The 19,859-nt window shown below is 68.3% G+C and carries 19 protein-coding genes; 16 read left to right on the forward strand and 3 right to left on the reverse strand.

Annotation, left to right across the window (positions count from 1 at the left end):
* Window positions 1–10 precede the first annotated feature (10 nt).
* Complete coding sequence (locus QO011_RS06570; protein WP_307269386.1) at window positions 11–730, forward strand: VWA domain-containing protein; 720 nt, start codon at window positions 11–13, stop codon at window positions 728–730.
* Window positions 727–1,443: a DnaJ domain-containing protein gene (locus QO011_RS06575; RefSeq protein ID WP_307269387.1), complete on the forward strand. Its 717-nt coding sequence runs from the start codon at window positions 727–729 to the stop codon at window positions 1,441–1,443. The genes QO011_RS06570 and QO011_RS06575 overlap by 4 nt, the downstream gene beginning before the upstream one ends.
* Window positions 1,444–1,473: 30 nt before the next feature.
* On the opposite strand, the gene QO011_RS06580 is transcribed toward QO011_RS06575, so the two are convergent.
* A complete protein-coding gene (locus QO011_RS06580) occupies window positions 1,474–3,171 on the reverse strand; it encodes a D-alanyl-D-alanine carboxypeptidase (protein WP_307269390.1) in 1,698 nt (565 codons plus the stop codon).
* Window positions 3,172–3,518: 347 nt separating this feature from the next.
* Between QO011_RS06580 and QO011_RS06585 the strand changes: the two genes are divergently transcribed.
* From QO011_RS06585 to QO011_RS06610, 6 genes are all read left to right on the forward strand, one after another.
* The gene (locus QO011_RS06585; protein WP_307269393.1) at window positions 3,519–3,851 is read left to right on the forward strand and encodes a phasin family protein; all 333 of its coding nucleotides are present in this window, start codon (window positions 3,519–3,521) and stop codon (window positions 3,849–3,851) included.
* A 235-nt stretch (window positions 3,852–4,086) separates the two neighbouring features.
* A complete protein-coding gene (clpS, locus tag QO011_RS06590) occupies window positions 4,087–4,470 on the forward strand; it encodes an ATP-dependent Clp protease adapter ClpS (RefSeq protein ID WP_370881914.1) in 384 nt (127 codons plus the stop codon).
* Window positions 4,471–4,480: 10 nt separating this feature from the next.
* Entirely contained in the window at window positions 4,481–6,946 is a 2,466-nt protein-coding gene (clpA, locus tag QO011_RS06595) for an ATP-dependent Clp protease ATP-binding subunit ClpA (protein ID WP_307269395.1), read from the forward strand.
* 146 nt (window positions 6,947–7,092) lie between these two features.
* On the forward strand, window positions 7,093–8,391 hold the full coding sequence (locus QO011_RS06600) for an amidohydrolase family protein (protein ID WP_307269397.1): 1,299 nt from the start codon (window positions 7,093–7,095) through the stop codon (window positions 8,389–8,391).
* Window positions 8,392–8,464: 73 nt separating this feature from the next.
* Window positions 8,465–8,746: a type II toxin-antitoxin system ParD family antitoxin gene (locus QO011_RS06605; protein ID WP_307269399.1), complete on the forward strand. Its 282-nt coding sequence runs from the start codon at window positions 8,465–8,467 to the stop codon at window positions 8,744–8,746.
* 105 nt (window positions 8,747–8,851) lie between these two features.
* Window positions 8,852–9,037 (forward strand): type II toxin-antitoxin system RelE/ParE family toxin, encoded by a 186-nt coding sequence (locus tag QO011_RS06610; protein ID WP_307270903.1) that lies wholly within the window; start codon window positions 8,852–8,854, stop codon window positions 9,035–9,037.
* 19 nt (window positions 9,038–9,056) lie between these two features.
* On the opposite strand, the gene parE is transcribed toward QO011_RS06610, so the two are convergent.
* Window positions 9,057–11,114, reverse strand: a complete 2,058-nt coding sequence (gene parE, locus QO011_RS06615; RefSeq protein WP_307269401.1) for a DNA topoisomerase IV subunit B — start codon at window positions 11,112–11,114, stop codon at window positions 9,057–9,059.
* 211 nt (window positions 11,115–11,325) lie between these two features.
* Between parE and QO011_RS06620 the strand changes: the two genes are divergently transcribed.
* The 4 genes from QO011_RS06620 to QO011_RS06635 are packed head-to-tail and all read left to right on the forward strand — an operon-like array spanning window position 11,326 to window position 14,125.
* Complete coding sequence (locus QO011_RS06620) at window positions 11,326–12,213, forward strand: cell envelope integrity EipB family protein (protein ID WP_307269404.1); 888 nt, start codon at window positions 11,326–11,328, stop codon at window positions 12,211–12,213.
* Entirely contained in the window at window positions 12,214–13,041 is an 828-nt protein-coding gene (locus QO011_RS06625) for a phosphatase PAP2 family protein (RefSeq protein ID WP_307269407.1), read from the forward strand.
* 3 nt (window positions 13,042–13,044) lie between these two features.
* Window positions 13,045–13,797, forward strand: a complete 753-nt coding sequence (locus QO011_RS06630; protein WP_307269409.1) for a glycosyltransferase family 2 protein — start codon at window positions 13,045–13,047, stop codon at window positions 13,795–13,797.
* On the forward strand, window positions 13,790–14,125 hold the full coding sequence (locus QO011_RS06635) for a lipid-A-disaccharide synthase N-terminal domain-containing protein (RefSeq protein WP_370881932.1): 336 nt from the start codon (window positions 13,790–13,792) through the stop codon (window positions 14,123–14,125). Before QO011_RS06630 ends, QO011_RS06635 begins: the two co-directional genes overlap by 8 nt.
* Window positions 14,126–14,138: 13 nt before the next feature.
* On the opposite strand, the gene metC is transcribed toward QO011_RS06635, so the two are convergent.
* Entirely contained in the window at window positions 14,139–15,326 is a 1,188-nt protein-coding gene (gene metC, locus QO011_RS06640; protein WP_307269414.1) for a cystathionine beta-lyase, read from the reverse strand.
* A 238-nt stretch (window positions 15,327–15,564) separates the two neighbouring features.
* On the opposite strand from metC, the gene QO011_RS06645 reads away from it, so the two are divergent.
* The 4 genes from QO011_RS06645 to QO011_RS06660 all read left to right on the forward strand — a co-directional run bounded on the left by QO011_RS06645 (window position 15,565) and on the right by QO011_RS06660 (window position 19,783).
* Complete coding sequence (locus QO011_RS06645; RefSeq protein WP_307269417.1) at window positions 15,565–16,578, forward strand: amino acid ABC transporter substrate-binding protein; 1,014 nt, start codon at window positions 15,565–15,567, stop codon at window positions 16,576–16,578.
* Between the two features lie 70 nt (window positions 16,579–16,648).
* Window positions 16,649–17,839 (forward strand): amino acid ABC transporter permease, encoded by a 1,191-nt coding sequence (locus tag QO011_RS06650; RefSeq protein ID WP_370881915.1) that lies wholly within the window; start codon window positions 16,649–16,651, stop codon window positions 17,837–17,839.
* A 10-nt stretch (window positions 17,840–17,849) separates the two neighbouring features.
* Complete coding sequence (locus QO011_RS06655) at window positions 17,850–18,995, forward strand: amino acid ABC transporter permease (RefSeq protein WP_307269423.1); 1,146 nt, start codon at window positions 17,850–17,852, stop codon at window positions 18,993–18,995.
* Between the two features lie 80 nt (window positions 18,996–19,075).
* The gene (locus QO011_RS06660) at window positions 19,076–19,783 is read left to right on the forward strand and encodes an amino acid ABC transporter ATP-binding protein (protein ID WP_370881933.1); all 708 of its coding nucleotides are present in this window, start codon (window positions 19,076–19,078) and stop codon (window positions 19,781–19,783) included.
* The last annotated feature ends 76 nt before the right edge of the window (window positions 19,784–19,859 follow it).

Here is a 19,859-nt window from a genome sequence, read left to right on the forward strand (position 1 = left end):
ATGGAGCGTAATGCCCGATCTGCCAGCCGGCTCCGCCCGTACCGATGCTTCCGCACCGTCAGGTGCGGGGGCGGTGGCGGATTTCCTGGCCGACGTCCACGCCGTGGTGCCGGCGGGGGAGCGGGGCCGCCTGATCTTCGCGCTCGATGCCACGATGAGCCGCCAGCACACCTGGGACACGGCCTGCCGCCTGCAGGGCGAGATGTTTCGCGAGGCCGGCCGGATCGGCGGGCTCGACATGCAGCTGGTCTATTTCCGCGGCCTCGGCGAATGCCGGGCGTCGCGCTGGGCCGGCGATGCCGAGCGGTTCGGGACGCTGATGAGCCGGATCGATTGCCGCGGCGGCCATACCCAGATCGGCCGCGTCCTCAATCATGCGGCGGGCGAGGCGCGGCGCGGGCGTGTCGGGGCCCTCGTCTATGTCGGGGACGCCGTGGAGGAGCCGGCGGACATGCTGTGCGCCCGCGCGGGCGAGCTGGCGCTGCTCGGCGTGCCGGTCTTCGCCTTCCAGGAGGGGCGCGACGCGATGGTCGAGAGCGTGCTGCGCGAGATCGCCAGGCTGACGCGCGGCGCCTGGAGCCGCTTCGACGCTTCGGCCGCGCATGAGCTGGCGGCGCTGCTGCGCGCGGCCGCCGCCTACGCCGCGGGCGGCCGCCGGGCTCTGGCCGCCCTGTCGGACCGTGGCGGCCCCGCGGCCGCCCGCCTGCTGCAGCAGATCGGCCGGCCATGAATCAGCTCATCCTCGGCGCCATCGCCCTCGTCGCCGTGCTCTGGCTGCTGCGGGGCTATACCAAGGCGAGCCCCAGCGCCATGGCGCGGCTCATGCGCAAGCTCGCGGGCTACGCCGCGATGCTCGTGGCGGCGCTGCTGCTGGTGCGCGGCCGCTTCGACGCCGCTATCCCGCTCTTCGTGTTCGGCGCTGGCCTCGCCGGCTGGATGCCCGGCCTGCCGGCACTGTTCGGTGGCGGGGGCCGCCCCTCGCGGGGGCGGGTCAGCGCGGTCCGCTCGCGCTTCCTGCAGATGGAGCTCGACCATGACAGCGGCACGCTGCGCGGCGATGTCCTGGCCGGCCGCTTCGCCGGTCGCAGGCTCGACGATCTCGGGCCGAACGAGCTCGGAGCGCTCTACCGCGAAGCGCTGAGCGATCCGGAGAGCCGTTCACTCCTCGAAGCTTATCTCGACCGCCGGGCGCCCGGATGGCGTGAACACTTCGAGCAGGACGCGGCAGCGGGGCCGGGCGAAGGCGCTCGGCGCAGCAGCAACGCGATGACCAAGGAGGAAGCTCACCAGATCCTTGGGGTGGAGCCGGGGGCGGGCGCCGAAGAGATTCGACGGGCTCACCGGGCGCTCATGAAGAAACTCCATCCCGACCAGGGGGGCTCGACGTATCTGGCCGCGCGGGTGAACGAGGCTAGGGACGTTCTTCTCGGAAGCCATCGCTGATACTCCAACGCTTACTCATACTGACGGCGATCACAGACGAACGGGCATGCAGGGGAAGTCACGCGACTTCAGGGCAGCGCAGGCGGCCTGGGCCTGACGCTGGTCTTCGAAGCCGGCGAAGCGGGCCCGCCACAGCGTCGAGCCGTTCTTCTCCACCGTCTCGGTGAAGGGCTCGGCGCTGGACAGGGCGCCGTGGCCGGTGGATTGGGCGCGGGTGAGCAGTCGGCGGGCCTGGTCCTCGCTGTCGGTGGCGCCGATCTGGATCACCCAGCCGCTGCGCTGGGCAGCGGGCTGCTCCGGCGCGGCGGCGGGTTCGGGCGCGGCCGGAGGGGAGGCGGATGGGGGCGCATCGGCGACGGCGTCGCCCTTGTCGTCGACGCGGAAGGTGACGGTGCGGACCGTGGCGGTGGTGGCCGGTTCGGCGACGGCCTGCTGGGCCGTGCGGGCGGGAGGCGTCGCCGGCGCGGTGACCGGCGCGGGCCCCTGGACCCAGCGTAGCGCCGGGCCGGCCTCGACCGTGGAGGCCACTGCGGGCCGGGCGATCTCGAGCGGCCGCGGCCGCGGCTTGGCGGCCGGCTTGGCCACCGCATCGTCGTCGGCGAGCGAGGCGAGCTGCATCGGCGCGGCGACGGGTGCGTTCGCCTTGGGCTTGGGCGTCTCGGCCACCACGGCCGGCCGGATCTTGGCCGGGGCCGGGGTCGGCACCGCCACGCTCGCCGCGGCGGCCTGCCGGGGCAGCGGGGCCGGGTCGGCGGCCGCGAACATCTGCTGGGTCTGGCGATTGCCGGCATAGGCGCGCGGCAGGTTGCTGGCGATGAGCTGGCGCATGGTGGCGTCACGCGAGGCGCCGGAGCGGCCGCCCAGCACCACGGCGATCAACTGGCGGCCGTCGCGCTTGACCGAGGTGAGCAGGTTGAAGCCGCTTGCCTGGGTGTAGCCGGTCTTGATGCCGTCGACGCCTTCGACACTGCCGAGAAGACGGTTATGGTTGCCGATCTCGTGCCCGCGGAAGACAAAGGCGCGCGTGGAGAAGAAGCGATAATATTGGGGGAAGCGGTCCTGGATCGCCACGCCCAGGGTGGCGAGGTCGCGCGCGGTGGTGATCTGGCCGGGATTGGGCAGGCCCGAGGCGTTGCGATAGGTGGTGCGCGTCATGCCGAGGGAGCGGGCCTTGCGCGTCATCATGGCCGCGAAATTGTCTTCCGTGCCGCCGAGGGCCTCGGCCACCACCACGGCGGCATCGTTGGCCGAGCGGGTGACGATGCCGCGGATGGCATCGCCCACGGCGATGGTCGAGCCCGGACGCAGGCCGAGCTTGGTCGGTGCCTGGGCGGCGGCATGGGCCGAGACCGGCAGCTGGCTGTCGAGCGTCAGGCGGCCGGCCTGCAGCTGCTCGAACAGCATGTAGAGGGTCATCACCTTGGTGATGGAGGCGGGGTGGCGCAGGCCGTCCGGATTGGCCTGCTCGAGGGTGCGGCCGGCCTTGACGTCGACGACGATGGAGGCGAAGCGCGGATCCTGCGTGGCGCTGGTGGGCGCGGCAACCTGACGCGCCCTGGTCGGCCGGGCGGCGACCCTGTGCTTCTTGGGCGCCTGATAGGCCGCGTGGCGGCGGCGCGCCTCGGCGGACCCGGTGTCGAAGGCGAGGATGCTACTGAAGGCGATGATGCCTGCAACCGCGATGGTGGCGCTCCGGGCCAATCTGCCCCTGATCCATCCTGACAGCATCACTCGTCCTCGTACTCTCCGCAGGCTCGCGCCGACGGTCCGCAACAAACCCTTGCGACGGCAGCGAAATTCGCCCCACCGTCTCCGGGAGGCTCTCCAGATCGATCAAGAGCCGCCCGGTCTCCCCGTGTGCCGGTCACCCGGACAACACAGTCAACGACGATAGGCAGGCGCAGTTACGGATCTGTTAAATGCCGTTAGCACTCCGGCAGAAGGGTGGCGGTTTCTTGACACTGTATCGCGCTGCACCTAACTTTCATGTTGCAGTGCACGCGGGTCCTGCCGGGTGCTGGATGCGATCGGACGCGGGGGCCGCTTGACGGCTCCAGACATCAGGAGAGGCTCACATGTTCCAGTCGATCGACGAAGTGCAGAAGCTGAGCAAGGAAAATCTCGATCTCGCCAGCAAGAGCTTCGCCGCGGTCTCCAAGGGCCTGCAGGCGATCGCGGCTGACACCGCGGACTACACCAAGAAGTCCTTCGAGACGTCCTCGGCCACCTTCGAGAAGCTGCTCGGCGCCAAGTCGCTCGACAAGGCGCTCGAGATCCAGACCGATTTCGCGCGCACGGCCTACGAAGGCTTCGTGGCCCAGAGCACCAAGATCGGCGAGCTGGTCACCAACATCGCCAGGGAGAGCTACAAGCCCTTCGAGGGCATCCTGGCCAAGACCGCCAAATAGCCGGATGGCGATGCCATCGTGAGCGCGACCCGCACGCGTGACCGTCTCGAAGGCCCGGCCGCAACGCCGGGCCTTTGCTTTCTCGGCGACGAGAGGCGGGCGGGCAACGGCCCGCAGCGAAAACTCGCACCGCAAACGCACTGGCGAAACTCGGAAGGCGTTTATAGATTACCGGTGGGGTACAATTCGTCTGCCACATCGGCCGCCTTTCCCGGGCTGCCTGCTTCCGGTTTTCATGATGGGACACTTCATATCCTCGCCGCAGACCCCGCCCGCAGCCGTCTTGCGCGCCATGGCCCGCGAGCCGCGCGCGCCGGGCGACGGCACCGGCGCGGCGGTGATCACCAAGACCAAGCCGCAGACCAAGCGTCCGCCGGTCTATCGCGTCCTGCTGCTCAACGACGACTACACGCCGATGGACTTCGTCGTGGAGGTGCTGGAGCGCTTCTTCAACAAGGACCGGGAGGAGGCCACCCACATCATGCTGCACGTCCACCACAATGGCGTGGGGGAGTGCGGCGTCTACACCTACGAGGTCGCCGAGACCAAGGTGACCCAGGTCATGGATTTCGCACGCAAGCACCAGCATCCCCTGCAATGCGTGATGGAAAAGAAGTGAGGAACTGATCGTGCCATCATTCTCCCGCAGCCTCGAACAGTCCCTCCACCGCGCCCTGGCCGCCGCCAACCAGCGGCGCCACGAATATGCCACGCTCGAGCATCTCCTGCTCTCGCTGATCGAGGACCAGGACGCCGCGGCCGTGATGCGCGCCTGCAACGTCGATCTCGACGTGCTGCGCCGCAACCTGGTCGAATATATCGACACCGAGCTGGAGAACCTGGTCTCCGACGGGCGCGAGGACGCCAAGCCGACCGCCGGCTTCCAGCGCGTCATCCAGCGCGCGGTGATCCACGTCCAGTCCTCCGGCCGCGAGGAGGTGACCGGGGCCAACGTGCTGGTCGCCATCTTCGCCGAGCGCGAGAGCCATGCCGCCTATTTCCTGCAGGAGCAGGACATGACCCGCTATGACGCGGTCAACTACATCTCGCACGGCATCGCCAAGCGGGCGGGCCTGTCGGAATCCAAGCCCCCGCGCGGCAGCGACGAGAGCGAGGGCGAGACGCCCAAGACCGGGCAGGGCGGCGAGGAGGGATCGAAGAAGAAGCAGGATGCGCTCGATGCCTATTGCGTCAACCTCAACAAGAAGGCGCGCGAGGGCAAGATCGACCCGCTGATCGGCCGCGACCTGGAGATCACCCGCACCATCCAGGTGCTGTGCCGCCGCCAGAAGAACAACCCGCTGTTCGTCGGCGACCCCGGCGTCGGCAAGACCGCCATTGCCGAAGGCCTGGCGCGCCGCATCATCGAGCGCGACGTGCCGGAGGTGCTGCAGGGCGCGACCGTGTTCGCGCTCGACATGGGCACGCTGCTCGCCGGCACCCGCTATCGCGGCGACTTCGAGGAGCGCCTGAAGCAGGTGGTCAAGGAGATCGAGGCCTATCCCGGCGCGATCCTGTTCATCGACGAGATCCACACGGTGATCGGCGCGGGCGCCACCTCGGGCGGGGCGATGGACGCCTCCAACCTCCTGAAGCCGGCCCTTGCGGCCGGAGCGCTGCGCTGCATCGGCTCGACCACCTACAAGGAATACCGCCAGTATTTCGAGAAGGACCGTGCCCTGGTCCGCCGCTTCCAGAAGATCGACGTGGCCGAGCCGACCATTGCCGACACGATCGAGATCCTGAAGGGCCTCAAGCCCTATTACGAGGAGTTCCACAAGCTGCGCTACACCAACGACGCCATCAAGGCGGCGGTGGAGCTGTCGGCCAAGTACATCAACGACCGCAAGCTGCCGGACAAGGCGATCGACGTGATCGACGAGACCGGCGCCTCGCAGATGCTGGTGCCGGAGAACCGTCGCAAGAAGTCGATCGGCGTCAAGGAGATCGAGGCGACGATCGCGACCATGGCGCGCATCCCGCCCAAGAGCGTCTCCAAGGACGACACGGAGACGCTGCGCAACCTGGAGCTCAACCTCAAGCGCGTGGTCTACGGCCAGGACAAGGCGATCGGCCAATTGTCCTCGGCGATCAAGCTGGCGCGGGCCGGCCTGCGCGATCCGGAGAAGCCGATCGGCAACTACCTCTTCTCCGGCCCGACCGGCGTCGGCAAGACCGAGGTGGCACGCCAGCTCGCCTCCATCCTCGGCATCGAGCTGATCCGCTTCGACATGTCCGAATACATGGAGCGCCACACGGTCTCGCGGCTGATCGGCGCGCCGCCCGGCTATGTCGGCTTCGACCAGGGCGGGCTCCTGACCGATGGCATCGACCAGCATCCCCATTGCGTGCTGCTGCTCGACGAGATCGAGAAGGCGCATCCGGACCTGTTCAACATCCTCCTGCAGGTGATGGACCACGGCAAGCTGACCGATCACAACGGCAAGACGGTCGATTTCAGGAACGTCATCCTGATCATGACCACCAATGCCGGCGCGGCCGACCTCGCCAAGTCCGCCTTCGGCTTCACCAAGTCGAAGCGGGAGGGCGACGACACCGAGGCGATCAACCGGCTGTTCACGCCGGAGTTCCGCAACCGCCTCGACGCGACGATCCCCTTCGCGCATCTCTCCCAGGAGATCGTGTCGCAGGTGGTCGACAAGTTCGTGCTGCAGCTCGAGGCCCAGCTCGCCGACCGCAACGTCACCATCGAGCTGGCCGAGGACGCCCGCACCTGGCTGGTGGCCAACGGCTATGACGAATTGATGGGCGCCCGCCCGATGGCGCGGCTGATCCAGCAGACGATCAAGACGCCGCTGGCCGACGAGGTGCTGTTCGGCAGGCTCAAGTCGGGCGGCGCGGTGCGCGTGGTGGTCACCACGGACGAGAACGGCAAGCGGGCGCTCGGCTTCGAGTATCCCGACGGCCCGATCGCCCCCAAGCCCGAGCGCGTGGTGGTCGAGGCGACCGCCAAGCCGCGTCGCAAGTCGTACCGGCGGGTGAAGGTCAAGGGGCAGGCGCTGCTGAGCGGCCCCAAATCGCCGCCGCGGGGTCCGCGAGGCTCGGTGCCCAAGGTGCCGCTCAAGACGGAATAGCCGCTTCGCGGCGAGGAGCGATGCGCGGGCGGGCCTGGCCCGCCCGTTGCTTTTGGGGAGCGGCGGGGCGGGGGACGCCGGCCCTTGACGGGTGGCCCGCCTCTGGGCTCTGCATGGGGCGTGCCCGTGCATCCCCGAGGAGCCCCATGCCGTTCGATCTGGTCGTCAAGAACGCCACCCTGCCGGACGGTCGGACCGGCCAGGACATCGCCGTCGCCGGCGAGCGGATCGCAGCGGTCGAGCCCGGCATCGCCGCCGAGGCCGGGCGGGTGATCGACGCGGCCGGACGACTGGTATCGCCCCCCTTCGTCGACAGCCACTTCCATATGGACGCGACGCTGTCGCTCGGGATCCCGAGGCTCAACCAGTCCGGCACGCTCCTGGAGGGCATCGCGCTCTGGGGCGAGCTGAAGCCGCTCCTGACCCAGGAGGCGGTGGTGGAGCGGGCGCTGCGCTATTGCGACCTGGCCGTCAGCCAGGGCCTGCTGGCGGTCCGCAGCCATGTCGACATCTGCGACGACCGGCTGCTCGCCGTCGAGGCGCTGCTGCACGTCAAGGCTGCGGTGAAGCCCTATCTCGACCTGCAGCTCGTCGCCTTCCCGCAGGACGGCTATTATCGCTCGCCAAGCGCGGCCCGCAATCTCGACCGGGCCCTCGACATGGGCGTCGACGTGGTCGGCGGCATCCCGCATTTCGAACGGACCATGGCCGACGGCGCCGCCTCGGTGCGGGCGCTGTGCGAGATCGCCGAGCGGCGCGGCCTGATGGTCGACCTGCATTGCGACGAGAGCGACGACCCGCTGTCGCGCCATGTCGAGACCCTGGCGGCGGAGGCCCAGCGCCTCGGCCTCGGCGGCCGGACGGTGGGCTCGCACCTCACCTCCATGCATTCCATGGACAATTACTACGTCTCCAAGCTGCTGCCGCTGCTGCTGGAGGCGGGCGTGGCGGCAATCGCCAATCCGTTGATCAACATCACGCTGCAGGGCCGGCACGACACCTATCCGCGCCGCCGCGGCCTCACCCGCATCCCCGAGATGCGGGCGCTGGGCATCCCGGTGGCGCTCGGCCAGGACTGCGCCATGGACCCCTGGTACGGCCTCGGCGGCGCCGACATGCTCGACGTCGCTCATATGGCGGTGCACGCCGTGCCGATGACCAGCCGCGAGGCGATCCGCTGGAGCTTCGGCGCGGTGACGGCGATCCCGGCCGCCATCATGGGCCTGGAAGGCTACGGCCTCGAGCCCGGCTGCAACGCCGACTTCGTGCTGCTGCAGGCCGCCGATCCGATCGAGGCGATCCGCCTGCGCGCCACCCGCCTCGCCGTGGTGCGACGGGGCCGGGTGATTGCCGAGACGCCGCCGCGGCTGGCGCGGCTCGGGTTGGAGGGGCGGCCGACGGGCGTCGATCCTGCGGGCTACGCGCCGCGGGTGGCGGCAAATTGATGGGAGTGTTTTCTAAATGGACCACGGTCCATAGTGTGATAAAATCACACTATGGACCGCAAGGGGAGGAGCTATGTCCGCCACCGAGAAACGTACCTTCAGCCTCCCGACCGAGCAGGCCGCGTTCATCGACCAACTGGTCGCGAAGGGAACCTATGCCACGAGCAGCGAAGTCATCCGCGCGGGGCTGCGCGCTCTTCAAGAGCGCGATGCGGCGGTCGAGCGGTGGCTCCGCGAAGAGGTCGTGCCTGCCTATGACGAGATGAAGGCGCACCCTGAGCGGGCCATTCCTCTCGAGCAGGTCATGGAGGAACTCCGCACTCGCCAGGCCACCCGCATCAAGGGGGGCGTGTGAAGGCCCGCAAAGTCCACGTCTCGCCAGCCGCACGCGTCGATCTTCATCCACGACTGGATCGCCAATGCTGGAAGCCCGGTAAACGCGCTGCGCTTCGTCGAGCGGATCGGAGCTTTCTGCGCGCGGCTGGAGACGGCTTCGGAGCGAGGACATCGCCGCGACGATATCCGCCTGGGTCTGCGCGTCGTCGGTTTCGAAAAACGCGTCGTCGTGGCCTTCACGGTCGATGATGAGCGTGTGACCATCCTCCGCATCTTCCGTGGCGGAGTTGATTGGGAACGGGCGCTATGACCGTTTGTCGTTCTGAAGCTCAGATATCCACCAGCTCGCCGGCGAAGGCGGCGCGTTCCTGGATGAAGGCGAAGCGGGCCTCGGGCTTGTTGCCCATCAGCCGCTCGACCGAGCCCGATGTGTCGGCACGCTCGTCGTCCACCACGGTCACCTGCAGCAGCGTGCGCTTCTTCGGGTCCATGGTGGTCTCCTTGAGCTGGGCCGGCATCATCTCGCCCAGACCCTTGAAGCGGTTGACCTCGACCTTCTGGCTGCCCTTGAACACGCTGGCGAGCAATTCGTCCCGATGGGCTTCGTCGCGGGCATAGACCGACCTGGTGCCCTGGGTCAGGCGATAGAGCGGGGGCGCCGCGAGGTAGAGGTGGCCGCGCTCGATCAGGCGCGGCATCTGCCGCCAGAAGAAAGTGATCAGGAGCGAGGCGATATGGGCGCCGTCGACGTCGGCGTCCGTCATGATCACGATCTTCTCGTAGCGCAGGTCGTCGTCGCGATAGTGCGAGCCCATGCCGCAGCCGAGCGCCTGGCCGAGGTCCTGAAGCTGCTGGTTCTGCGCCAGCTTGTCGCGCCCGGCAGCCGCGACGTTGAGGATCTTGCCGCGCAACGGCAGGATCGCTTGGTTGGCGCGGTCACGGGCCTGCTTGGCGGAGCCACCGGCCGAATCGCCTTCGACGATAAACAATTCAGAGCCTTGCGCGGCGTTGTTCGTGCAATCTGCGAGCTTGCCGGGCAGGCGCAGCTTGCGGGTCGCGGTCTTGCGGGCAATATCCTTCTCGGCCCGGCGGCGCAGGCGCTCCTCGGCCCGCTCGACCACGAAGTCGAGCAGCTTGGCCGCCTGGGACGGGCTGTCGGCGAGCCAGTGGTCGAGGGGATCCTTGATCGCCTGCTCGACCATGCGGCTCGCCTCGATGGTGACGAGCTTGTCCTTGGTCTGGCCGGCGAATTCGGGCTCGCGCACGAACACCGACAGCATCACGGCCGAGGTCGCCATGATGTCCTCGGTGGTGATCTGGGCCGCGCGCTTGTTGCCGACACGCTCGGCATGGTCCTTGAGGGCGCGCAGCATGGCGATGCGCAGGCCCTGCTCGTGGGTGCCGCCGTCCTTGGTCGGGATGGTGTTGCAGTAGGAGGAGACGAAGCCCTCGTCCTCGGCCAGGAAGGCGATGGCCCATTCGGCCGAGCCGTGGCCGCCGGGCCGGTCCGCCGCCTTGCAGAACATCTGCTCGGTGACCAGAGGCAGGCCCTCGGTGGCGGCGCGCAGATAATCCTCCAGGCCGCGCGGGAACTTGAACACTTCCTCCGCCGGCACGTCGCTGACCCCGGCAAGGAGCGCGGGATCGCATTTCCAGCGGATCTCGATGCCGCGGAACAGGTAGGCCTTCGAGCGCGTCATCTTGAACACGCGCTTGGGGTCGAAGGCGGTGCCGTGCTTGAAGATCAGCGCATCCGGCTTGAAGCGCACCTTGGTGCCGCGCCGGTTGGGGGCCGGGCCGACATGGTCGAGCTTGCCCTGCGGCAGGCCGCGCGAGAAGCGCTGGCGGTAGAGCTCTCGTCCGCGCGCCACCTCGACTTCCAGATGCTCGGAGAGGGCGTTGACCACCGAGACGCCGACGCCGTGCAGGCCGCCCGAGGTCTCGTAGACCTTGCTGTCGAACTTACCCCCGGCGTGCAGCTTGGTCATGATGACCTCGACCGCCGACTTGTCGGGGAACTTGGGGTGCGGCTCGACCGGCATGCCGCGGCCGTTGTCGGTGACGGCGATGAAGCCGTCGGCGCCGAGCTCCACCTCGATGAAGGTGGCATGGCCGGCCACGGCCTCGTCCATGGAATTGTCGATCACCTCGGCGAAGAGGTGGTGCAGGCCGTCGCCTTCCGGGCCGGTGGAGCCGACATACATGCCCGGCCGCACGCGCACGGGCTCCAGCCCCTCCAGCACCTCGATGGAGGAAGCGCCGTAATTGGCCTCGTCGGGCGTCGCCGGGCGCGGGGCGGCGGCCCGGATCGGATCGGGCTTGCGGGTCTCGGCGGGCTTGGCCTTGGGCGCGCCGCCGGCGGCGAAGAGATCGGTCGTGTCGGTCATCGGGAACGGATCTGGCGATTCTATGTGGCGGCACTATGCCATGGGGAGGCGATTTTCGCGAACGGATGGTAAACAAGCCGTGCGATCCGGCTTTTTCGAGGGCCCAATTCCGTCATCTTCTGCTGGCAGGTGGGCGGGCCGGCACCAAGTTGCGGAGCATGGCACGCCTGCCTATGGTGCCCCGATATTCCAGATAGCACGGACGATAGCGATGCGGATGACACAGACGGCCGGGATCGTGGCGGCGGGATTGGCCGCGGGCCTGCTGTTCGCCGCCCCCGGCCGCGCCACCGACGCAGTGCCCGCCGCCGCGGTGACGCCTCCGGCCGTGGTGAAGCCGGTTGCCTTCGCGGCGCATCGTGCGGTCTACGACCTCAGCCTCGGCGAGACGCGGGGCTCGTCCAGCGTCGAATCGATCCGCGGCCGCATCGTCTACGACTTCTCCGGCAATGCCTGCGAGGGCTATGCCCTGAAGTTCCGGCAGGTCACCGAGATCGGCGTCAGCGGCGGCGGCTCCAACATCTCGGACCTGCGTTCGACGACCTTCGAGGACGACAAGGGCAAGAGCTTCCAGTTCAATTCGCAGAACTTCCTCAACCAGCACCTCGACACCTCGATCGACGGCAGCGCCGATCGCGAGGACAGCGGCGCGGTCGACGTGGCGCTGAAGAAGCCGCGCAAGGCCCAGTTCGAGCTGCCGCACGACGTGGTGTTCCCCACCGGCCAGATGAAGGCGGTGATCGAGGCGGCCGAGGCGGGACAGAACGTCTACGAGTCCAAGATCTATGACGGTTCCGACGGCGGCGAGAAGGTCTATTCGACCCTCGCGGTGATCGGCAAGAAGATCCCGGCCGACCGGCCGCGCGAGGGCGCGGCGGCCGGGCGCAAGGAGCTCGACGGCGTCGACCGCTGGCCCGTGACCATCTCCTATTTCGATCCGACCAAGGCGACGGCCGGCGAGCAGACGCCGGTCTATTCCATCGCCTTCGACATCTACGCCAACGGCATCTCGGGGAGCATCCGGCTCGACTACGGCGACTTCACGCTGAAGGGCACGATGGCCGCGCTCGATTTCCTGCCGCAGACGGCGTGCCCGTGAATGAGTGAGGCCGAACCGGGGCGCGCACGGCGTCTCGCCGCCCTGCGCGCCGTCTGGCGGAAACTGGCCGGCCCGCCGCGCGCCGTCCTGCGCGCCTCCGGCGGACGGCGCCTCGTCGCCGCAGTCGGCGTCGCCGTCCTCGCCACTGCCGCCGCCATGCTGCTGCTCGATCCGATCGGGCTCGATGCCGTCGGCACCTGGTCGCGCTCGACCATGCGCGTCTTCCGTACCATCACCAGTTTCGGCGATTCCGCCTGGTACCTCGTGCCCTCCGGCCTGGCGCTGATCGCCCTCGGCTTCGTGCCGCCGGCCTCGCGGCGGGTGGAGGCCGCCCTCGGCGAGATCTGGCTGCGGTTCGCCTTCTTCTTCCTGGCGGTGGCGGGCACGGGCATCGCGGTCAATGTCGGCAAGCGGCTGATCGGGCGAGTGCGCCCGCTGCATGTCGAGCCCGGCATGGTCTGGCATTTCGAGCCGCTGGGCTGGAAGTCGGCGGCAGCGAGCTTTCCCTCCGGCCATGCCACCACCGCCTTCGCCGTGGTGACGGCGCTGGCGCTGCTCGGCGGCCCGCGCTTCGTCCGCCTCGGCCTGCCCTGGCTCGTCGCCGGCGCGCTGCTGGTCTGCCTCAGCCGCGTGGTGCTCGGCGCCCATTTCCCCTCGGACGTCATGGCCGGCGCCCTGTTCGGCACGCTTGGAACCTGGTGGTTTGCGCATTTTCTGGCGCGGCGCCGGCTGGTTTTCCGGCAAACCGCGCCGGGCGCTCTTGCCTTGCGGGGGGCGCATGCGTCAAAGACGCTGCGCGCCGTCCTGGCGGGTGACAAGGTTTCCTGAACGATGCAGTCCGATCCATCGCCGGTCGAGGTCAGCGTGGTCGTGCCCGTGCGCAACGAGGCCGGCAACGTCGCGCCGCTGGTGGCCGAGATCGAGGCCGCGCTGGCGGGGCGCCTGGCCTTCGAGGTGGTCTATGTCGACGATGGCTCGACCGACGGCACGGCGGCCGAGCTCGGCCGGCTGGCGGCCGAGAAGCCGTTCCTGCGGTCGATGCACCACGACGTCTCCTGCGGCCAGTCCTGCGCGGTGCGCACCGGGGCGCGGGCCGCGCGCGGGACGATCATCGTCACCATGGACGGCGACGGCCAGAACAACCCGGTCTATATCCCGGCGCTGGTCGAGGCGCTGACGCGCGGCGGCCCCGGCACCGGCCTCGTCGCCGGCCAGCGGCTCGGGCGCAAGGACACCGGCTTCAAGCGCTGGCAATCCAGGACCGCCAATGCCGTGCGGTCGCGGGTGCTGCGCGACGGCACGCGCGACACCGGCTGCGGCCTCAAGGCGATCCGGCGCGAGGTCTACCTGGCGCTGCCCTATTTCGATGCGCTGCACCGCTTCATGCCGGCGCTGGTCAAGCGCGAGGGCTTTGCCATCGCCTATGTCGACGTGGTCGACCGGCCGCGCCTGACCGGCACCTCCAATTACGGCTTCTTCGACCGGCTCTGGGTCGGCATCATGGATCTTGCCGGCGTGTGGTGGCTGATCCGCCGCCGGCGCCGCGTACCGGTCGTCAGGGAGATCGGCGGTCATGCTGGTTGACATTTCCAACGCCGTCGGCGGCTATCTGCACTTGGTCTTCATCGACAAGTTCAACGGCTGGGTGGTGCTCGGCCTGGTGGCGCAGGTCCTGTTCACCATGCGCTTCGTCGTGCAGTGGCTGGCCAGCGAGCGGGCGGGACGCAGCGTCGTGCCCTTCAGCTTCTGGTCCTTCTCGATCGGCGGCGGCGCCCTGCTGCTGCTCTACGCCATCAAGCAGCAAGACCCGGTCTATATCCTCGGCCAGCTGTTCAGCCTGTTCGTCTATTTCCGCAACGTGTCCTTCGTGCTGAAGGAGCGCCGGGCCAACCGGGCGTCCGGCGGGGCGTGAGCCGCCCGCCGCCTCACGATGCCCGGCGGAAGCGCTCCAGGCCTTCCTCCAGGTCGCGGATGAGGTCCGCCACGTCCTCCAGGCCGATATGCAGGCGCACGCAGGGCCCGCCGGGGTTCCAGGCCGAGGCCGTGCGGTAGGGGCTCGCGTCGAAGGGGATGGCGAGGCTCTCGAAGCCGCCCCAGGAATAGCCGAGGCCGAACAGCTTCAGCCCGTCGAGGAAGGCCTCGACCGCCGCCTCCGGCGCCGGCGTCAGCACGAGGGCGAACAGGCCGGAGGCGCCGGTGAAGTCGCGCTGCCAGAGCGCATGGCCGGGATCGCCGGGCAGGGCGGGGTGCAGCACGCGCTGCACCTCCGACCGCGCCGCGAGCCAGCGCGCCACGGCGAGCCCGCTCTCCTGGTGTTGGCGCAGGCGCACCCCCATCGAGCGCAGGCCTCGCATGGCGAGATAGATGTCGTCCGGGCCGGCGCACAGGCCCGTGTCGCCATGGAAGGCCTTGAGCCGGGGCCAGGCCGAGGCCGCGGCCGAGATCGTGCCGAACATCGCGTCGGAATGGCCGACGATATATTTGGTGCCGGCCTGGATCGCGAGGTCGACGCCGTGCGCATGCGCCTTGAAGAACAGCGGCGTCGCCCAGGTGTTGTCGAGGAGCACGGTGGCGCCGCGCGCATGCGCCGCGGCGGCGATGGCCGGCACGTCCTGCACCTCGAAGGTGAGCGATCCCGGCGATTCCAGATAGACGGCCCGCGTGTTGGGGCGCATCAGGCCGGCGATGTCGCCGCCGATGCGAGGATCGTAATAGGTGGTCTCGATGCCGAAGCGCCCGAGCACCGCGTCGCAGGCGTGCCGGGTCGGGCCGTAGGCGCTGTCCGTCATCAGGAGATGGTCGCCGGCCGAGAGGCAGGAGAGCAGGGCGGTGGTCACCGCCGAGAGGCCGGAGGGGCAGAGCACGACGCCGGCGGCGCCCTCGACCGCAGCCAGCGCTTCCTCCAGCGCTTCGGAGGTGGGGGTGCCGCGCCGGCCATAGACGTATTTCTGGGTGCGGCCGATGAGGTCCTTCACCGTCGGCGCGAGCACGGTCGAGCCGTGGTAGACTGGCGGATTGACGAAGCCGTGCTGCGCCGCCGGATCGCGCCCGCCGACGACGAGCCTGGTGTTCTCGCCGAAGGCGGCAAGGTCGGTCTTCGTGATTTTTTTCATGGGAATGTCGCTGGCAAGACAGGCGCTTCGGGGTATTCGTGGCGTTTGGGATCGTCGTAAGGCATCTTGCCCTTTTCCTGCAATGCGGCAATTCTGTGAAAATGGGCGGGACCGGAGGCAGCGCATCGAGCGGGCACCCCTCCGAGGATCATCCAAAACCGCTCTCGCCGGCGATCCCGGCGGAGAGCGCCACGACGGCAAATAGACCGTCCCCTACAAACCAGAGAGGCTTCCAGCCATGAAGACCAGAATTCTCGCGGCAGCTTTCGGCGCTGCTCTCGCCTGGGGCGCGACGGCGGCCAGCGCGACCACGCTCGAGACCGTCAAGAACCGCGGCCAGCTGATCTGCGGCTCCAATCCGGGCCTGGCCGGCTTCGGCGCTCCGAACGACAAGGGCGAGTGGTCCGGTTTCGACGTCGATTATTGCCGCGCCATCGCGGCGGCGATCTTCGGGGACCCGACCAAGGTGAAGTTCGTGCCGCTCTCGGCCAAGGACCGCTTCACCTCGCTCTCCTCGGGCGACATCGACGTCCTGGTGCGCAACACCACCTGGACGCTCGGGCGCGACACCCAGAACATGGACTTCCCGGCGACGAATTTCTACGACGGCCAGGGCTTCATGGTGAAGAAGTCGGCCAAGATCTCCTCGGCGCTCGAGCTTTCCGGCGCCACGGTCTGCGTGCAGCAGGGCACGACCACGGAGCTCAACCTCGCCGACTTCTTCCGCGCCAACAACCTGCCCTTCCAGGCGGTCACCTTCGCCACCTCGGACGAGACGCGCCAGGCCTATGATTCCGGGCGTTGCGACGCCTTCACCACCGACGCCTCGGGCCTCTATGCCGAGCGGCTGAAGCTGACCAACCCGGACGACAACATCGTCCTGCCGGAGATCATCTCCAAGGAGCCGCTCGGGCCGGCCGTCCGTCACGGCGACAACCAGTGGGGCGACATCGTGCGCTGGGTGCACTTCGCCCTGCTCACCGCCGAGGAGGACGGGGTGACCCAGGCCAATGTCGACGAGATGCTGAAGTCCGACAAGCCGGACATCAAGCGTCTGCTCGGCACCGAGGGCGATTTCGGCAAGGCGCTCGGCCTGGAGAACAACTGGGCCTACAACATCATCAAGAGCCTGGGCAATTACGGCGAGATCTTCGATCGCAATGTCGGCGCCGGCTCGCCCCTGAAGATCGACCGCGGCCTCAATGCCCTGTGGACCAAGAAAGGTCTGCAATACGCTCCGCCGATCCGCTGATCGCGGCACATGCGGGCGGCCTCGCGAGGGGCCGCCCGATCTGCATCCGGCGTCGAGCGAAGAGGTTTTGATGACGATAGCGGCCGAATCACGATCTGGCCAAAGCGCCACAGTCTGGTGGAACGATCCGAGAATTCGGAGCACCCTTTTTCAAGCCGTGCTGATCGTGGTCGTTGCGGGAGCCGTGGCCTGGCTCATCCACAACACCATCACCAACATGGCGCGGAGCCACCTCACGTCCGGCTTCGACTATCTCGCCCAGGTGGCGGGCTTTCCGATCAGCCAGCGGCCGATCGACTATGTCGTCGGCGTGTCGAGCTACGGGCGCGCGCTGGCCGTCGGCATGCTCAACACGCTGATCGTCGCCGCCATCGGCATCGTGCTGACCACGATCCTGGGCTTCACCGTCGGCATCGCCCGGCTTTCCTCCAACTGGCTGATCGCCAGGATCGCCACCGTCTATGTCGAGACGATCCGCAACATCCCGCTCCTGCTGCAGCTCCTGTTCTGGTACACGGTGCTGCGCCTGCCGATGCCGGTGCCGAAGCAGTCGTTCAACATCGCCGACAGCATCTTCATCAACCAGCGCGGCTTCTATTTCCCCGCGCCGCATTGGGGCGACGCCGCCGTCCTCAGCGCGGTCGCGCTGATCGTCGGCGTCGCCGCCACGGCGTTCTACGTCCGATGGGCCAATCGGCGGCAGGAGGCGACCGGCCGCCGGCCGCCGGTGCTGATCGTCGCGCTGGCCCTGGTCGTCGGCCTGCCCGCGCTGGTGTTCGTCCTGAGCGGCTCTCCCGTGACGCTCGACTATCCCGCGCTGAAGGGCTTCAACATCGCCGGCGGCGCCACGGTCGGCCCCGAGTTCTTCGCCCTGGTGCTCGGCCTCGTCATCTACACCGCCTCGTTCATCGCCGAGATCGTGCGCGGGGGCATCCGCGCCGTGTCCTACGGCCAGACCGAGGCGGCGCGGGCCCTCGGCCTTCCCTCCGGAAAGACGCTGCGCCTGGTGGTGATCCCGCAGGCGATCAGGGTGATCATCCCGCCCCTGACCAACCAGTACCTCAACCTCACCAAGAACTCGTCGCTGGCCCATTTCATCGGCTTTCCCGATCTGGTGCTGGTCAACGAGACGGTGATGAACCAGACCAACCGCTCGATCGAGGGCATCGCCATCGTGATGAGCATCTACCTCATCATCAGCCTGGTGACGGCGGCCTTCATGAACTGGTTCAACAAGCGCGTCGCGCTGGTCGAACGGTGAGGAGGCGGTCATGAGCTCCACCAATTTCGACGTCGCCTTCCTCAGCCAGGAGACGCTGGAGGCGCAGCCGGCTCCGATCGCGAGCCGGGGCGCCGTCGGCTGGCTGCGCCACAACCTGTTCTCCTCGCCCCTGAACGCGGTGCTCACCCTGCTCGCGATCCTGCTGATCGCCGCGGTGATCCCGCCGATCGTCAGGTTCGTGTTCGTCAACGCGATCTGGGACGGGCTCGGGCGGGATGCCTGCATCGAGGACAAGGTCGGCCATCCCGTCGGCGCCTGCTGGGCCTTCGTCGGCTCGCGCCTGTCCTACTTCATCTACGGGCAGTACCCCTTTGCCGAACGCTGGCGGGTCAACATCTATTTCGCCCTCGAGATCGTCGGCGTCGCCTGGCTGCTCTGGCCGCGCATCGGCGCCAAGGCCTGGGGCCTGGTCTATCTCATCGTCGTGTTTCCGCTCCTGGCCTTCTGGCTGCTGAGCGGCGGCTGGGGCCTTGCGCCCGTCGACACCAACCTGTGGGGCGGCATGCTGGTGACGCTGGTGGTGGCGACCGTCGGCATCATCTTCTCGCTGCCGGCCGGCGTCGTGCTGGCGCTCGGCCGCCGCTCCACCATGCCGGTCGCCAAGATCCTGTCGGTGGTCTTCATCGAGTTCGTGCGCGGCGTGCCGCTGATCACCGTTCTGTTCATGGCCAACGTCATGCTGCCGCTGTTCCTGCCCGAGGGCTCGCAGCCCGACAAGCTCCTGCGGGCGCTGGTCGCCGTGGCGCTGTTTTCCGCCGCCTACATGGCGGAGGTGGTGCGCGGCGGCCTGCAGGCGATCCCGAAGGGGCAGCACGAGGGGGCGATGGCCCTCGGCCTCGGCTATCCCCACCGGCTCGCCTTCATCATTCTGCCGCAGGCGCTGAAGATGGTGATCCCCGGCATCGTCAACTCGATCATCAGCCTGTTCAAGGACACCACGCTGGTCGCCGCCGTCGCGATCTTCGACTTCCTCAAGACCATCGAGGCCTCGGCGCAGGACGCCGCCTGGGCGACGCCGGTGACGCTCTACAGTGGCTATGCCTTCGCCGCCATGGTCTACTGGCTGTTCTGCTTCAGCATGTCGCGCTATTCGCAATGGGTCGAGCGGCGCCTCGACACCGGGCACAAACGTTGAGACGCACAATGGCAACCAGCAACGCCCTCCAGAGCAGAGCCGCAGCCGGCACCGGTGAAGCGGCCATCGAGATTGCCGCCATGAACAAGTGGTACGGCGATTTCCATGTCCTCAAGGACATCAACCTGAACGTGAGCCGCGGCGAGCGCATCGTCATCTGCGGCCCGTCCGGCTCCGGCAAGTCGACGATGATCCGCTGCATCAACCGCCTGGAGGAATTCCAGAAGGGCTCGGTCACGGTCGACGGCATCCCGCTCACCAACGACCTCAAGCGCATCGACGAGGTACGCCGGGAGGTCGGCATGGTGTTCCAGCATTTCAACCTGTTCCCGCACCTCACCGTGCTGGAGAACTGCATGCTGGCGCCGATCTGGGTGCGCAAGATGCCGAAGAAGGAGGCGGAGGAGCGCGCCATGCACTTCCTCACCCGGGTGCGCATCCCCAACCAGGCCAAGAAATATCCCGGCCAGCTCTCCGGCGGCCAGCAGCAGCGCGTCGCCATCGCCCGGGCGCTGTGCATGAATCCGAAGATCATGCTGTTCGACGAGCCGACCTCGGCCCTCGACCCGGAAATGGTCAAGGAAGTGCTCGACACCATGGTGTCCCTGGCCGAGGACGGCATGACCATGCTGTGCGTCACCCACGAGATGGGCTTCGCCCGGCAGGTGGCCAACCGCGTCATCTTCATGGATGCCGGCCAGATCGTCGAGACGAACGAGCCGAACGCGTTCTTCTCCAACCCGCAGCACGAGCGCACCAAGCTGTTCCTCAGCCAGATCCTGCACTGATCCGGCGGGACGCCAGTCCTTCACCCGCCGCTGTCCGTCGTCAGCGGCCCGGGCGCGGTGTGCGATGCCGCCCGCC

Origin of the sequence: Labrys wisconsinensis (assembly GCF_030814995.1) — a bacterium.
GTDB lineage: Bacteria > Pseudomonadota > Alphaproteobacteria > Rhizobiales > Labraceae > Labrys > Labrys wisconsinensis.